The organism is Emticicia aquatilis (genome assembly GCF_014644295.1).
GTDB classification, from domain to species: domain Bacteria; phylum Bacteroidota; class Bacteroidia; order Cytophagales; family Spirosomataceae; genus Emticicia; species Emticicia aquatilis.
The window spans coordinates 270,156-285,464 of sequence record NZ_BMKK01000001.1 but is presented as its reverse complement, the minus strand read 5'-3'; the positions used below and the strand labels follow the sequence as shown (position 1 = coordinate 285,464).

The 15,309-nt window shown below is 35.3% G+C and carries 16 protein-coding genes and 1 tRNA gene; 8 read left to right on the top strand and 9 right to left on the bottom strand.

Translation table 11 applies throughout. The features are described from left to right. Window positions 1-44 precede the first annotated feature (44 nt). Together murA and IEX65_RS01195 are read left to right on the top strand one after the other, a co-directional pair. On the top strand, window positions 45-1,349 hold the full coding sequence (gene murA / locus IEX65_RS01200; protein ID WP_188763809.1) for a UDP-N-acetylglucosamine 1-carboxyvinyltransferase: 1,305 nt from the start codon (window positions 45-47) through the stop codon (window positions 1,347-1,349). Window positions 1,350-1,600: 251 nt separating this feature from the next. Next, a tRNA-Leu gene (locus IEX65_RS01195) sits at window positions 1,601-1,684 on the top strand. A gap of 105 nt (window positions 1,685-1,789) precedes the next feature. Here the strand turns inward: IEX65_RS01195 and IEX65_RS01190 are convergent. The 7 genes from IEX65_RS01190 to IEX65_RS01160 all read right to left on the bottom strand — a co-directional run bounded on the left by IEX65_RS01190 (window position 1,790) and on the right by IEX65_RS01160 (window position 7,556). Further along, entirely contained in the window at window positions 1,790-2,203 is a 414-nt protein-coding gene (locus IEX65_RS01190) for a hypothetical protein (RefSeq protein WP_188763808.1), read from the bottom strand. A 58-nt stretch (window positions 2,204-2,261) separates the two neighbouring features. Then, a complete protein-coding gene (locus tag IEX65_RS01185) occupies window positions 2,262-3,191 on the bottom strand; it encodes a DUF8464 domain-containing protein (RefSeq protein ID WP_188763806.1) in 930 nt (309 codons plus the stop codon). Between the two features lie 363 nt (window positions 3,192-3,554). Beyond that, window positions 3,555-4,361 carry a DNA cytosine methyltransferase gene (locus tag IEX65_RS01180; protein ID WP_188763804.1) on the bottom strand — a complete coding sequence of 269 codons (807 nt, stop codon included), beginning with the start codon at window positions 4,359-4,361 and terminating at the stop codon, window positions 3,555-3,557. An 87-nt stretch (window positions 4,362-4,448) separates the two neighbouring features. Further along, window positions 4,449-5,711, bottom strand: a complete 1,263-nt coding sequence (locus IEX65_RS01175; RefSeq protein ID WP_188763802.1) for a primase-helicase family protein — start codon at window positions 5,709-5,711, stop codon at window positions 4,449-4,451. A 72-nt stretch (window positions 5,712-5,783) separates the two neighbouring features. Then, window positions 5,784-6,017: a hypothetical protein gene (locus IEX65_RS01170; protein WP_188763800.1), complete on the bottom strand. Its 234-nt coding sequence runs from the start codon at window positions 6,015-6,017 to the stop codon at window positions 5,784-5,786. 21 nt (window positions 6,018-6,038) lie between these two features. After that, a complete protein-coding gene (locus IEX65_RS01165; RefSeq protein WP_188763798.1) occupies window positions 6,039-7,241 on the bottom strand; it encodes a phage integrase SAM-like domain-containing protein in 1,203 nt (400 codons plus the stop codon). Window positions 7,242-7,331: 90 nt separating this feature from the next. Continuing rightward, window positions 7,332-7,556 (bottom strand): hypothetical protein, encoded by a 225-nt coding sequence (locus tag IEX65_RS01160; RefSeq protein ID WP_188763796.1) that lies wholly within the window; start codon window positions 7,554-7,556, stop codon window positions 7,332-7,334. A 109-nt stretch (window positions 7,557-7,665) separates the two neighbouring features. Here IEX65_RS01160 and IEX65_RS01155 point away from each other — a divergent pair, with 109 nt between their 5' ends. Continuing rightward, window positions 7,666-8,160, top strand: a complete 495-nt coding sequence (locus tag IEX65_RS01155) for a helix-turn-helix domain-containing protein (protein WP_188763794.1) — start codon at window positions 7,666-7,668, stop codon at window positions 8,158-8,160. 177 nt (window positions 8,161-8,337) lie between these two features. Here the strand turns inward: IEX65_RS01155 and IEX65_RS01150 are convergent, their stop codons facing one another. Then, window positions 8,338-9,138, bottom strand: a complete 801-nt coding sequence (locus tag IEX65_RS01150) for a trypsin-like serine protease (RefSeq protein WP_188763793.1) — start codon at window positions 9,136-9,138, stop codon at window positions 8,338-8,340. A 314-nt stretch (window positions 9,139-9,452) separates the two neighbouring features. Here IEX65_RS01150 and IEX65_RS01145 point away from each other — a divergent pair, with 314 nt between their 5' ends. From IEX65_RS01145 to IEX65_RS01125, 5 genes are all read left to right on the top strand, one after another. Continuing rightward, window positions 9,453-9,665, top strand: coding sequence for a hypothetical protein (locus tag IEX65_RS01145; RefSeq protein ID WP_188763791.1), 213 nt, complete (start codon window positions 9,453-9,455; stop codon window positions 9,663-9,665). After that, window positions 9,655-9,990 (top strand): type II toxin-antitoxin system RelE/ParE family toxin, encoded by a 336-nt coding sequence (locus IEX65_RS01140; RefSeq protein ID WP_188763789.1) that lies wholly within the window; start codon window positions 9,655-9,657, stop codon window positions 9,988-9,990. The genes IEX65_RS01145 and IEX65_RS01140 overlap by 11 nt, the downstream gene beginning before the upstream one ends. Before the next feature lie 399 nt (window positions 9,991-10,389). Beyond that, window positions 10,390-10,611, top strand: a complete 222-nt coding sequence (locus tag IEX65_RS01135; RefSeq protein ID WP_188763787.1) for a LytTR family transcriptional regulator DNA-binding domain-containing protein — start codon at window positions 10,390-10,392, stop codon at window positions 10,609-10,611. Window positions 10,612-10,730: 119 nt separating this feature from the next. After that, window positions 10,731-11,960 carry a hypothetical protein gene (locus IEX65_RS01130; RefSeq protein ID WP_188763785.1) on the top strand — a complete coding sequence of 410 codons (1,230 nt, stop codon included), beginning with the start codon at window positions 10,731-10,733 and terminating at the stop codon, window positions 11,958-11,960. Window positions 11,961-11,979: 19 nt separating this feature from the next. Then, complete coding sequence (locus IEX65_RS01125; RefSeq protein WP_188763783.1) at window positions 11,980-14,400, top strand: T9SS type A sorting domain-containing protein; 2,421 nt, start codon at window positions 11,980-11,982, stop codon at window positions 14,398-14,400. A gap of 146 nt (window positions 14,401-14,546) precedes the next feature. Here the strand turns inward: IEX65_RS01125 and madM are convergent, their stop codons facing one another. Then, window positions 14,547-15,308: a malonate transporter subunit MadM gene (madM, locus tag IEX65_RS01120; protein ID WP_188763782.1), complete on the bottom strand. Its 762-nt coding sequence runs from the start codon at window positions 15,306-15,308 to the stop codon at window positions 14,547-14,549. Between the last annotated feature and the right edge of the window lies 1 nt (window position 15,309).

The following is a 15,309-nucleotide window of genomic DNA, read 5'->3' as shown; positions in this document are numbered from 1 at the left end:
TTTCTCATTCTCAATTCTACATTCTCAATTCTTAATTCCATAAAATGGCATCTTTTAAAATTACAGGAGGACGAAAACTTAAAGGAGAGATTATTCCGCAGGGAGCAAAAAACGAAGCATTACAGATTTTGTGTGCCGTTTTGATGACCAAAGAACCCGTAACGATTCATAATATTCCGAATATCCGTGATGTAAACAAACTCATGGAATTGCTCGAAGATATGGGCGTAAGTCGCAATAAAGTAGGCGATGGCTCATACCGTTTTCAAGCCGATGCCGTGAACTTTGAATACTTCGAGACAGCCGAATACAAAGACAAAGCAGCTTCATTGCGTGGCTCAATCATGCTCTTGGGGCCGATGTTGGCACGTTTTGGCAAAGGAAAAGCTCCTCGCCCAGGTGGAGATAAAATTGGTCGTCGTCCGTTGGATACGCACTTTACTGGTTTTCAGAAACTCGGTGCCGAATTTATCTACGACCCGAACGATGCTTTCTACACAGTAGATGGTTCTAAAATGAAAGGTGCGTATGTTTGGATGGACGAAATTTCGGTAACAGGAACAGCCAACGTTTTGATGGCTGCCGCAATGGCCGAAGGCACGACCACCATTTATAACGCCGCTTGTGAGCCGTATCTACAACAATTGTGCAAGATGCTCAACCGTATGGGAGCAAAAATCAGCGGAGTTGGCTCAAATCTCCTCACGATTGAAGGAGTGAGCGAATTGGGCGGTTGCGAGCATACGATGCTACCAGATATGATTGAGATTGGTAGCTTCATTGGTTTAGCGGCCATGACCCAATCAGAGATTACGATTAAAAACTGTCAGATTCCAGAACTCGGTATTATTCCTGATGTATTCAAGAAATTGGGAATTAAGATGGAATTCCGTGGCGATGATATTCATATTCCTGCTCAGACTCACTACGAAATCAGTTCATTGATTGATGGCTCGATTCTGACGATTTATGATGCTCCGTGGCCAGGATTTACACCTGATTTGATTTCGATTATTTTGGTAACGGCTATTCAAGCCAAAGGTGCGGTATTGATTCACCAAAAAATGTTTGAAAGCCGCTTATTCTTTGTCGATAAATTGATTGAAATGGGGGCTCAAATCATTTTGTGCGACCCGCACCGTGCCAACGTGATTGGTTTGAACCGTGAGCATAATTTGCGTGGAATCAGAATGACATCGCCTGATATTCGTGCGGGGGTTTCGTTGTTGATTGCAGCACTTTCGGCCGATGGTACAAGTACGATTGATAACATTGAGCAAATTGACCGTGGCTACCAAGATATCGACAAACGTTTGAATGCGATTGGTGCAGAAATTATTAGAATTTAATTCCACTGACGATAGTCGATAGACCATAGTCAAGAAGGATTTTATTGAAAGATAATATTTTACTTACTATTGAAAAATGGGTTGTTTCGGCATCCCATTTTTTTGTTTAAAAGCTAAGTTGCTGATTATCAGCCTAAAAGCTAATTGCTAATTGCTTACAGCAAAAAACATTAAAATATTTTTGAAAATTTCTTGGGTTGAGTTTTGGATTTGAAAAATTAAATTCTACCTTTGCAGTCCCAAAGCGATTTGCCCGGATGGCGGAATTGGTAGACGCGTTGGTCTCAAACACCAATGAGGTTACACTCGTGCCGGTTCGACTCCGGCTCCGGGTACTCTAAGTATCAAAAAAAACCGTAATATGCTGATAATTAAGCAATTACGGTTTTTTTATTTCTCAAAAATCAGAATTGTTAGTAATAGCGTTAGTAACACAGATTTTAAGCCTCTGATTCAATTTCTTTTTTGGATAAAACTTGAATCTCACCACTTAAAAATCTTTCTTGAAAATCGGCAAATGCTTTAGTTCGTCTGATGGTATCATACTTTACTCTCCAATCGGTATCGTCCCACACAACAGCATTGATGTAATGATTAATTTCATCTTGAGAAACATTGCCTTTTAAATTCCTCCTTAAAAAACAAAAAGTGATTATATCGAAGTTTTCCCAGTTTAAATTTTGGTATTCATCTAAATAAAACACAGTCATTTCTTGGTCTTTATTAGGTGAAGGGCTTTTTTCAGTCGCTCTTTTGTGGTGTGCCTGTTGTTTACAGGTGTTTGAGCAATAAAGAGAATCACTTCTTTTAGCTTCAAAACTTTTGCCACATTGTTTACATTTTTTCTTTTCCATTGGAATATATTGGTTTGTTAATAGTTATAAAATACGTTTGATATTGGTATGAAATCCGTTAAACGGTTTCTATGGGTTTTCCTAACAGATAATCGTTAAAGTCCTTACTATTAGGGTATAGTTTTTGAGACTGATTTACTACGCTATAACCTTTGTTAATCAATTGATTTACAGTAGATTGACCACTTTTGTCGTTATCAAGAAAAGAATTGATAATTTGATTATCGGTTAGGGTCTTTAAGAATAATTGTAGATTGTTATTAGTATTAAGTACAATAGTAGTATTATTAAATGCTTTGGTATTATAGTACTGAAGTGCTGAAAGAAAATCGAAGAATCCTTCAAATAAATTAACAGTTTTTGTGCCTTTATCAAATACGGTTATTCCGTTAGCGGTCTTGGCTTTAAACTTTAAGGCATTTCTCAATTCATAACCACCACTATTATTCTGAAAGCCTACTGCAAAATACCTTTTGCCGTTATTGCTGAAGTGTATTTCTTTTAAATAGATTTTGCCTAAATCTATATTGATTCCTCGTTGTTCTATATATTGAATCAATGAAGGGTTTGTAATTGATTGAACGCTCTTTATTTCAATCTTTGATTCCTTGATAGTGTTATTACCGCTAAAAGAAAAAGATAAATCAGAAACGTTGTTTTCACGTCTCGGATACTTCTCTGTAACGTTGCTATTAGGTGCAAAACAGGTGCTTTTTAGGCTCTGTATTCGCTTGACTGCTTCAATGAAAGGTATTTGTTCAATTAGTTCAACTAATCGAATTATATCGCCTTTTTGACCGCTTGAATAATCATTGAATACGTTCTTGTTTGGTTCGACCAAAAACGATGCTGTTTTCTCGTTGGTTAATGGTGAATAATACACCATTTGCCTGCCAACTTCTTTAAATGGATGTATTCCATTACTGTTTAGATAGTCAATAATAGAATATTGCTTTACTTCTTCGATGTCTGATTTATTTATAAACATTGTACTTTTCTTTTAGCGGTAATAGAATTTAATGCGTTTTGGCGTGATATAGCTGTTTTTTTGGAACATTTGGAACAAAGACATTTTTGGTATTTTTTTTGGAACTTTGGAACACTTTTGGAACATATTTGGAACAGTATAATTAATTGATTATTAAATACTTATTGTCATTTGTTCCAATGTTCCAAGATTTTAAGAAAAATATAAACCAATCATTTTCTTGTCTTTTTGTTGTTCCAAATGTGTTCCAAGCACTTTTTATTTTGGAACAAAATCGGCTTTTTTGGAAATTAATTGTACTTTTCCAATATTTAAGAAAATGTGGTTTTGTGAATCTCCTGAGCGTACATATACCAGGTACTTTCACGCTTTACCGTCCCTAATCGAGTTATATTGAAATAAAGCTCTTTCACGGTTCTTTTGTAGTCTTTTTCTACACGCATCGGTTGCACTTTTCTTTTTGTTGGTGGTTATCCTTCCACAACCGCAAACACAAACTTTCGTATTGTGAATTGTTTTAGGATTCGTAGAAGTCGCCACGTCCCAAATAGCTTTAGCAATCACATAGGATACGCCTAAATGTACGCCATTACCTACGGCTTGATATTTAGCAGAACGTGTAAATGAATCTAATTCGGGTGTAGTATTGAACCCCTGTAATTTGCAAAAATCATCAAACTTTCTACGGTCTTGTTTTTTGCCTTCAGATGCAAGCACAATTCTTTGTTTTGTATCTGACTTTTTGAAGTCGAAAACATTTAAAATCATACCGTCAAGACTACCAAATTGGAAAGTTCTATTTCTACTTTGTTCAAATCCTAAATCGTTAGGTGATAAATTAAACCGTTGAACATGATAGCCGTCGATTGCTACCGTTGGCACTTGTAGAACATTTTCTAAGAGAAACCAATTAGGCTTGCACTCATTAACAATACGGCAAAAATGCCATAGCATTTCAATAGAATTGCCTTTAGGTGTTCGATTCAATAAGCTAAAATCTTGGCATGGACTACCGCCAATTATACCATCGAATTTGCCTATCATTCCTTTAAAGTTTCTAATGTCCCCACTAAGTAGTTTTTCGGGTGCAGCAACAACACAAAAACCGTTTTCAGTAAATCCATTATCCAACATTCCTATTCCTTGAAAAAGTGAAAGTATTAATTTCATAGTCAGTTATTTTATTTGAAAATCTGTGATTCAGCTTTACTACTTTACCGCCAGGAGAATCACATTTAGAAATGAAAAAGTAGGATTTTAAGGCTTTATAAATGATTCTCTTTTGAAAATGAAATGCCAATTATTTTCGTTTTCGGGGAAGAAATTACCTTCTTTAGTTCTTTCGGCTCGTTTTAGGCTATGGAAAGAATATCGGTTTTTCTTTTGTTCTGTTAGTCCAAATTCTTCGATTAGTGAGCGTTTGATTTTTGAACGGTCTAAAAACCTAAATCGGTCTTCAAGTTCGTCATACAGGTTACTTACAGAATACCTAAGTTCGTTTTCTTCATCGAAGTAGTTAAATGATTCTATCATTAGGTCTCTAATCGCTTTACCTGTGGCGGTTAGACTATTATCAAAATAGTATTGGAGTTGGTCGGTGTGGTATGCTTCGGGTGCAAAATACATTCTTCCAGCTTCTTCGTGTACTAATTTGCGGTTAGTTAAAAAGTATAAGAAAGCAGGCATTTCATTCATAAAATCCGCTTCAATGTTTGGGTTTTCTTTTATCCCTTTTTCTGCAAATGTTGGTACTTTAAAAACTGCAAATCTTGTTTCACCTTTTTCTATTGGTAGGGCTTTGCCTTCTTCATTGCTTAAAAAGATAAATTTGCCGAAAAAGTCAATTTGCTTTTGGGCTTTGTTTTTTTCGTTGGCGGTTATTTTGCCTGTTTCAGTACTGAAGCGTTTAAGCATTTGCATTATGCCATTCTTTTCTAAAGAGGTTTCATCTACAATAATGGCTAATCGTTTGACCCAAATAGAGTTGAAATCACTTTCTAATTCAGCGTTTCCAAGTTTGGCGGTATTATCTTGAAACATTAATTTAAGCAAGTTCCCAAAGGTACTTTTGCCCGTTCCTCGCTCTTTTGATTCCAATAATAATATTGGTAGTCGTTGTGTCGGTTTCATATATAGTATTTGCAAATAGTCTAAAATAAAGTCTATTTTATTACCAAATACATGATTTAGATAATCTAAAATAGCATCAAACTTGCCTTCTTTTGGTTCGTGTGAAATCTTATAATATTCATTAAAAAATCCTTGCACTACTTGTTGGTAGCGTATGTGTGAAGGCACAAGACAAAAACCTTCATATTTCTTAATTGACCTAAAAAAGTCACTATTTTTGCCCAAATCGTCTTGCACAGTTCCTTTGTCTCTTTTTACATAATTACGGTGTAATTTCCCATCTTTATCAGGTATAAATACTTCTTTCATGTATTCATCGCCTACACGGATAAAGCGTTTTGCTAATTCTTCTTTATCTTGAAATAGTTGATTATCATTATTTTTGCTCATATATTTGAAAAGCTAAAGATTTGATAGATTAGTGTAAAGCCCTATTCATGCCGTCGAATAGGGCTTTTTTGATTAAAGTCTTATTTGGTTAAATTCCTGTATTTTATCCGCTTGTATCAAAAGGGCTGTATTATGCTCTTTCAATATTCTACATTCATCAAAATTTGATTCGTATAGTTCTTGGTACTTTAGCTGACAATGGACAGACATTCCATATAACTCGACTAAAATATTATACTTTTCAACCAAATTTGCCATGTTTGAAGGTGTTGGCTCTATTGTTTGAGCATCTATTTTGCTTATCATTGTGGTAGTGCTTTGAGTGGTTTATAATAGATTATTATCAATTTTTGAAAGTTCGTTGAACACCCTGTTTTTCTTGATTTTTCGATAGTGTTTCAGATGCTTTGTAGTTTTGTGACCCATGAAATAGGCTATATTTTCATCGGAGAAACCCGAAATATTAGCTAAGTGATTAGCGTATGTTTTTCGGGCTATCTTGGAGGTTAGACGAATGTAGATACCAACGATTTTTGCAGCTTCTTTAAGTTCTCGGTTTAGTTCGGTCAAACTACACTTTGGGAGGTCGTTAATGCTTTTGTATTTGTCCAAAATCTTAATGGCAAAATTTAGCATTAAGGCATCGGCTTCCGAACCCGATTTTTGCCTTTCTTGCTTAATAAAATGCCTACCGTTTTCTAAATAGTAGTTATCATTTGTTAGTCGTGCATAGTCACAATGGTCGATTCCTGTGCCACACATAAACAGAAACATATCGACAATCTTTTCTAATCGTGGTGTAAATGCGTGGTTTTGCAGGCGTTCTAAATGCTCAATATCCAACGATGTAGTATTGATTCTTTCATCGAACTTTAGGCGTAGGGCTGTGAGTTGATTATTAGGAATGTATTTTTTGATAATAGCAAAATCTAATACTCTTTTCACAAGTCCAAGAACACGGCTTGTGTGATTATTGCCACTCTTGTTCCTAAACATGAATAGCTTAAATTCTTCAGCTAAATCATAGTCAAAATCTTGACATTTAATATTTTCCTTTTTGGATTGCTTTAGAAAAGTAATTAAATGCCTACGGTAAGTATTATGATTCTTTTTAGTTTGGTGCTTATTTCCATATTCGTTTTGGCGTTGTAAATACGCATCTAAAACCTTCAAGAATGGAGGTGTTTTATCTGCTTTAATAATTTTGCTTTCTAACTTACTTTTGTAGGCTTCAATGATTGTTTTGGCTGTTACTTCTTGGTTGCTTGCAGATAATTGGAGTTCAATTTGTTGTAAGGTCGAAGTGATTAACCTTAGTTTGGCGTTTATTGGCTCGTTTTCAACGCCATTAAAGCACTTTTTCTTTGCGTTCCATTGCTTTTCTTGACCTTTTACAAATGAATTAAACTGTGCCTTTTGACCATTACAGGTGATAGTTATATAAACAGAAACTTCACCGCTTTTACTTTCTGACTGTCGGCGTATCCATTGGAGATACGATACTTGATTGATAATAAATGGATTATCCATATATTTGAGTGTTTAAAGTTAAAATTTAAGTTTACAAGCCCCGACCTACTGCAATAGGAAAGGGCTTTTTGTATTTCTAAGGGTGAATGTCTAAAAAAGGTCTTTTGGATTTATCTTAAAGTAGTCTGATAAAGCCTTTATTTCAATCCGTGTTGGCTCTACTTCATTTCGCATAATTTTTGCAAATCGGTGTTTATTAATGCCAATAGTTGAGTAAAACATGGCATTAGGTTTAAATTCAGTATTAGGTAGCATGACTGATTTTAGAGATTCATTAATCAGCTGAGAAATTGGAGTTAATGTTTTATTTTGCATAATGTTAGTTTTTGTTTGTGCAAATATTGAATTTAAATTTAAAAAATGCAAATTTTAAATGTGCAAAATATGATTTTATCTATAAAATATAAATTCTGATTTTTGTATTATGAATAAGATTTATGCAAATATTAAAGCTATACGTCTCGCTAAGGGGTTGAAGCAAGAAGACGTAGCCGAAAAACTTGGATTAGCCCCAAGCAATTATGGACGTGTAGAACGTGGACTTACGGAAATATCCGTTGAAAGATTAGAAAAAATTGCAGAAATTTTTGAGATGTCGGTTAGTAGCGTTTTAAACTATGATAAAGAGAATCCGGTCGATTTTAAGGAGGATTTTGAATATTATTATAATTTAAGTAAAAAATTAGCGAAACAAGTCGAAAAATTAAAAGAAGAAGACGACCAAAGAGACGAAGAAGAAATTGAAGACTATCGCAGAAAATCAAGAGAGATTGATTCCTTAAAGACTAAGATTAAACAACTTCAAGATAAGATAAAAGAGAAAGAAAACATTATTCAAGAAAAAGAGAATATTATAAAAGATAAAGATAGAATGATTGGAATTCTTGAAAAAGCTATTGATATGATTGGGGCAAAATGATTATTATTTAGAATATCTCAAAATACAAATTTGTTATTTTGAATACTAAAACTCACGAATTATAAAAGTTTGTTGCTATAATGACCGAAGTTGAAGTTTCTTTTAAATTTATTAATCAAGGTTAAAAGAATAGTCTCGATACTTTTGTTTTTGCTGGAATTTGATTTTAGTCACATCTTATTTAGAAATTAAATCCCATATATAATAACAAGGCATTACTACTCCCAGTTTTCCTCCTGTATTATCTGAGTGAGTATGAGTGATAACTCCAATCATTGCAGTCATACTAAAATGACTTCTCATTATCCCCGAACCAGACTTCGTTGCCCTAACAAAAACGCTTGAACCACTTGCTCCCTGCATACTGGGTTTGTCTAAATAAAAGTATTCAACGTATTCATTAGTTTGTAATGACTCAAATACTCTTGATTCAAATATCTTAGTTGAATTTATTATACTTGATATTTCGGCAGAAAAACTTACAGGCGATATCTTTGGTGAATTGATGTCAAAATTAGGAAATCCATAAAAATAAGTTTCATCACCTCTCATTAGTGCATCTAACGATTTTGGAATACGTATGGAATTAATAGCAATTTGTAATAAAAACTGTTCCCAGTCTTTATTAATTGGTTCTACTTCCAAAGAAGAGATATCTGCTTTTGGATGATGTGTCCAAATTGTTGGCAAGTTTTTGCTTATGAAAATTATATCTATCTTAATTGGAACGCTATCTTTTCTAAAAGAAAAGACAACTTGTGCATGATTACTTAAATTTGAAGCAACGTGTTTGGCTGTAATTATGAAATATCGGTTATCATGACTTATTAATGTTCCCGTGCCAGATAATCTACATTCATTGTCATATAGAACAACTATACTTGTTGATATTTGGTCTAATGATAGATGAGGTAAGTCGATTTGTGAAAACCCAGCTTGAGAAATTAAAAAGAAAATAAATAAAAAATATTTGCTCATACTATTGTAGAAATAATACATCTGTTCCTATAAACAAAACAAGGATAAAATGATTTATGTTCATTCAAGAGGCTATTTAATTTTAGGCAGAATTTTGGTTCCATGCTAACACCATTACTAACAATTTACAGATAATACTATGCAAAGTGCTTAAAGTCAGATATTTATGGAGTTGATTTATTTGCCGGCTCCGGGTACTTAGAAGCTCTTAAATCATTGATTTAGGAGCTTTTTTTATTTGGTTTTAATTGAAATTTTTATAGATTTGAAACCGATAAGAGCGGAGTCACTAACACATTTACTAACAGAATATCATGAGTGCAGCACAGGGATTCTATGAGGTTTATAAGGCATTGCCAAAGAAGGTGCAAAAAGAGGTAAAACTTCTCATTGAAAATGACGAAACCGTAGAAGTTTCACTAAAAGCTATTGAAAAGGGTTTGGAAGAAGTGAAGCAAATTCGTGATGGAAAATTACCACGAAAAACATTTGCTGAACTCAAAAAAGAAATGGTTAATGAAAAATGAAGTAATTGTTACACCTCATTTTGAACGAAACTACAAACGATTTGCCAAGAAGTTCGCCTCGCTTGGAGGTGAGGTAGATACTTTAGTTAATGAATTGCTCAAAAACCCAACTTTGGGAGAATCTTTAGGGGCAGGTTTATACAAAATTCGTGTGGCCGTGGAGAGTAAAGGAAGTGGAAAAAGTGGAGGTTTTAGGGTAATTACATACTTAATAAATCAGACCAAAGAAGGAACTGATATTTATTTGGTAACGATTTATGATAAATCTGAAGAAAGTACCAAACAGAAGAATGTTCTCCTGAAATTAATAAAAGATATTTTATGAAAAGCCCTTAAATCACTGATTTAGGAGCTTTTTTATTGATAACAAATCAGAGTAAATATTTCTCGGCAACAGACAAGTTGGAAACTTGCCCTACAAAAAACTGACCACTTGGTGGTCAAACTTGAATAGCCCTAAATGAAATTCAGGGAGAAAGAATAGGAGAGATTTTCCGACTCTGGAGGAGTCGAACTTTTATTGTTTTTATTCTCGGCAACTGACATTTGGAAACTTGTCCTACAATTAGACACACATCATTTTCATTCGCAGAGTAAACCCATAATAAGCCTCTCTGACAAACTTCTACCTTTGTTAGGCTACTAAAAACCATATATTTATTCGATTGACGGCTAAGATATACTTTCTCAATTTTGTAGAATAAATTATCTAAAAACGAAAGTCATGAAAAATAAACTATCCAGAAAGCATCAAACCCTACTCAACGATGCTCCCAAACAAATCATAAGACTGGAGGCCGACATCAATTACACGGTATTTTATATGCAAAGTGGCAAAACCCAAGTGATGTCGTATTCGCTTAAAAATTATCAAGACAGCCTTACTTTTTCATTCGTTCGAGTTAATAAATCGTGTATTATTAATCTCCATTTTTTAGCGAAATAGATACTTCATCCAAGAAAATTTTGCTTAAAGATGGGTCAGAGTTTGTGATTTCAAGAAGACGATTGGAAGAAGTGTGCCGTAATATTTCTAATTATTAAACTCATTAAACCTTTATAGTCATGAAAAGACTACTTATTATATTCGTTTCCGTAATCAATTTTGCTTGGGGGCAATCAGTTTCTATCACACCTACTTCCTTGAAAAAAAATACGGATACTTATCAAAACGACATAGAGTTGAATCAATATGGCAATACAAGTGCGATAATTACAGGTAGGGCTGCTTCGGGTACGGCTGCTTCGCCAAGTAATACTGTTACGAGTACTGAACTTTTCAGGATTGGTGCGGGTGGCTATGCCAATAGTGCATTCACTCCCACAAGAACAAGTATCGGATTTTGGACCTCTGAGTCATGGACAAGCACGGGTAATGGAACAAGAATGGTGTTTTATACTACCCAAAATGGTACGGCTCTACAAACCGCAAAAATGCTCATAGACCATAATGGCAATATTGGCATGGGGACTGTTACACCATCGGCAAGGCTACATTTGAGTGGTACTGAAACCGAAAAAATGAGATTAGAAAATACTTCGACTTTAGCTACCAATATTACAAACGATATGTATTTCAAAACGGGTAGTTATTTTACGGGAGCTATTAAATCGATTGGTGTTACTTCGCAATCTGCCCGTATGGGTTTTTATACTTTTGCAGGAACCAATACACAAGATTTATTGGAAAGATTAAGCATAACAGATGGTGGAAATGTTGGAATCGGAGCGACGGATCCATTAGAAAAATTGCATGTGTCGGGAAATATACGTTCGTCGGGTTTGGCAGGGACAGGCGTTAGACAAGTTTTTGCCGATGTAAACGGTACTTTGAGTACGGGTGTACCACAAGTTATGGCTTACGGAGCATATCAATTAGCTACTGCGGATAATAGTGCATTAAATAATCTGATACAATTTAATAATCGTGATGCGTATGGAAATACAGGCTCAGATAGCGACTTCTCGATGGGTATTAATTTACCACAAGGGTCTGTTATAAGCAATATCATATCGTATGTAATTGATAATTCTGCCGTGGCAGATATTGCTATGGCCTTTTACAAAAAGAATCATACGACAGGAAGTATTTCTAATCTCTTGTTTATTACAACAAGTGGCATCAATTCAACAACTCTACAAACCACGAATATACCAACTACCGAAACAATAGATAATAATATTTACTCGTATTTTATTAATTTTTACCCTGTCATTAGCTCAGGAATTACTCCAAACTATTGGCAAGGTACTTCTATGAAAATTAGGAGTTTGGTTGTGAAATATAATTTGTAATTTTAAAAACAAATTTATTATGCCTAAACTGTTTTTATTCTTCTTGTTCTTTAGTACCAGTAGTCTATTTGCACAGCATATTGGACACATCGCTCAATGCGATATTGATATGGCCAATCAAAGTGCAAAAAATATGCGGCCAAATGCGGTTTCGATAAAAACTGTCAGAAAATCTCCTGCTGTACTAAATGCTAATACCGCTAATTTTCTTTTAGAAGCGATTATTACGGGAGGTACCCCCTCATCTATCGAATTTGAGTTTGATGGTAGCACTACTCGTACCAAGCTCCTTGATAATGCCACAAATGGCGATAAAATAGCTGGTGATGGAACGTACAGTATTACGATAAGTAAACCAAGTGCGGGCTGGAATCATGATAAAGTATTAGGCTATATTTATCTATTCGAAAACGGCGTACAGCAACTACGATTTAATATTTTTACAGAAATTCGGACTGCTGCAATGCCATCGCCAACTATCAGAAAAATCAATAATAACATTCAATTTACGGATTATATATTTAACATCACGGACGATGTTGGTTCTAAAAATTTTGCCAATGAAGCGGTTCTTGCCAAAGAATTTTATAAGTATCACCGAGATGAGTATGATTTTCTAAATTTTATTTTGGTTCCGGGTTATATAGATAACCGTTTTCATTCTTCGTTAAGAAATTCGGTACAAGGAATCGGACAAAGCAACCTTAATGCAGGCGACCAATATGGTAGTGCTGCAAGACTCAAAGGTTTTAATTATGCTCCACAATTATCTATTTTTGATGGTATCAATAATGGTTTTAACCACGAGACAGGGCATCAGTGGATAAATTATGCAAAAAACAGTTTTCTGAAAGATGGGGTGCCTCACATGCCCGCAAGTAATATAGCCAGTGGTGTGATGGGCATAAGCATTGGTGGTGCTGGCGGAGCAGGTGGCGATTTTCATAATAATTTTGTTGAAGAAGGAAATTCGTATCGATTAGTAGCTAAAAATAAAGCGGAAGATGATATTTTTAATGAATGGGAATTATATCTTATGGGGTTAATTCCTGCCTCTGAGGTTAAGAGTCAAGCGATAATATTTAAAGACCAAAGTAAATATCCATTGGGTTCGATTTATCCTAAAACGGATTTCAACTATTATACTATCAATGATTTTATTGCTCAAATGGGCAATCGTGTGCCTGATTTTACCCAGAGCCAGAAACAATTTACGATGGCAACGATTGTGGTTTCTGAAAAACTATTATCGGACGATGAAATGGCCTATTTGAATCATAACCTGAAACGTGCCGAAAGTAATGTAGCAGTAGAAATACGTAATGGACTTACGATGTCGCTTGCGAAGCCATTTAGATTGGCAACGAGAGATAAAGCCACCATGCGAACCTTACTAAACACTAACGTAAATTGTACTACAGTTCCTGCCAAACCAGTTATTACTTCAATCAATAATTTTAAGGTTTGCGAAGGCTCACAGACTGAATTATCAGTCAGTCTCAAAACGGGCGAGCAGGCAATTTGGTATTATAGAGGTGTTCCTTTAGATAACAGAACAGGTAAAATTAATGCCAATGAAACTTCTGGCGGATATACCGTCAGTATCAGAGGGGCTGATGGGTGTAATAGTTTAGAGTCGGATGAAGTAAAACTGGTAAAATTGCCTCAACCTACCAAGCCTGTTATTACCTCAACCACTAATTTCAGATTTTGCGAAGGCTCACAAACCGAGTTGGCGGTGAGCCTCAAAACAGGCGAACAAGTCATGTGGTATTACAATGGTACTTCACTCAATTTGCAAACCAATAAAATAAATGCTAAAGAAACAACAGCTGCATATACAGCAGTTATTCGTAATGCCGAAGGCTGTGAAAGTCCAATTTCAAATGAGATAAAGTTGGTAAAAATCACGCTAACTCCACCACAAATACAATCAAGTAATGGTACAGAAGTAGATTTTGGCAAAACAACTATATTATCTACAACTGCTACAACTGGCTTGAGTTTTCAATGGTTTAAAGACAATAACCCAATCGCCAATGCTACCAATAGTAGCTATACAGTTAGCGAAAATGGCAATTATACACTCAGAATAACAAATGCAGAGGGCTGCACGATTACTTCTGCTCCTACTCAAGTAACCATAAAACCGCAAGTTTTGGGCTTAAATGAAGAAGAAATTAATCAAAAATTAAAGCTTTCTCCCAACCCTGTAGAAGATAATCTAAAGATTGAAATTTATGCGTCAAAATCATCATTCGTCAGTCTATCCATTGTAAATATTGCTGGTAAATCTGTGTATAAATCAGCCTATATTGCATTAACTAACGGATGGAATAGCATCAAACTCGATATTCAAACACTTTCAGCAGGGTCTTACTTTTTGTTAGTTGAGAATTCAGAAAAAATGTATTCTAAAAAATTCTTGAAAGTGAAATGAAGATCTGAATAGGTATGATATGACTCGTAACTTAGTATTTAACTCCTTCAAAATAAAACCTATAAAAAATTACCATTTCTATTCAATTTATGGACAGTTACATTACTAACTCTGAATGAAATTTGAAGAGAATTGGTACTTTTTTATCATCCAAATATCATTTTCATTAGTAAAAACAAAACCGAAGGACAGAACAGACAGCCCAGACCTGTGTAGAAAGTGGCCGTTAATGCTCCGTAAGGCACTAATTTAGAGTCGGTGGCTGCTAAACCTGCCGTTACACCACTGGTTGTTCCCATCAGTCCACCAAAAACCATGGCTGTATGTGGGTTGTTTAGGCCTATGTATTTGGCAATAAATGGTGTGCCAATCGTTACGGCTACGGCTTTCACTACACCCGCTGCAATGCTCAAAGCCATCACATCAGAGTTTGCTCCGATGGCTGCACCCGTTACAGGACCTACGATATATGTACACGCACCCGCACCGATGGTGGTGAGGCTAATAGCATCGGTATAACCACCGAGCAATGCCACTACAACTCCACCTAAAAACGATAAAACAATGCCCAAGAAAAGTGATAATGCCCCAACCCAACCTGTGCGTTTCATGACAATAAAACTTGCACCCATAGCAGTCGAGACAATGGCAAAGTCACGTAGCATTGAACCGCCCATTGTGCCAAAGCCCGAGAATATTTTGATGTCGGCAATGCCTTTTTCACCTTTGGTATAAACGCCACCGATATAGGCCAAAACCAAACCCATAAGAATGGCGATAGCCGAAGCAGGGATTTTTTTGTTGGTAAACTTATCAGAGATAATGCCTGACACATAAATGATGATACCCACCAAGAGGAAAGCCACCACCAAACCATTTTTTTCGAGGAACTTTGCGATGATTTCCATG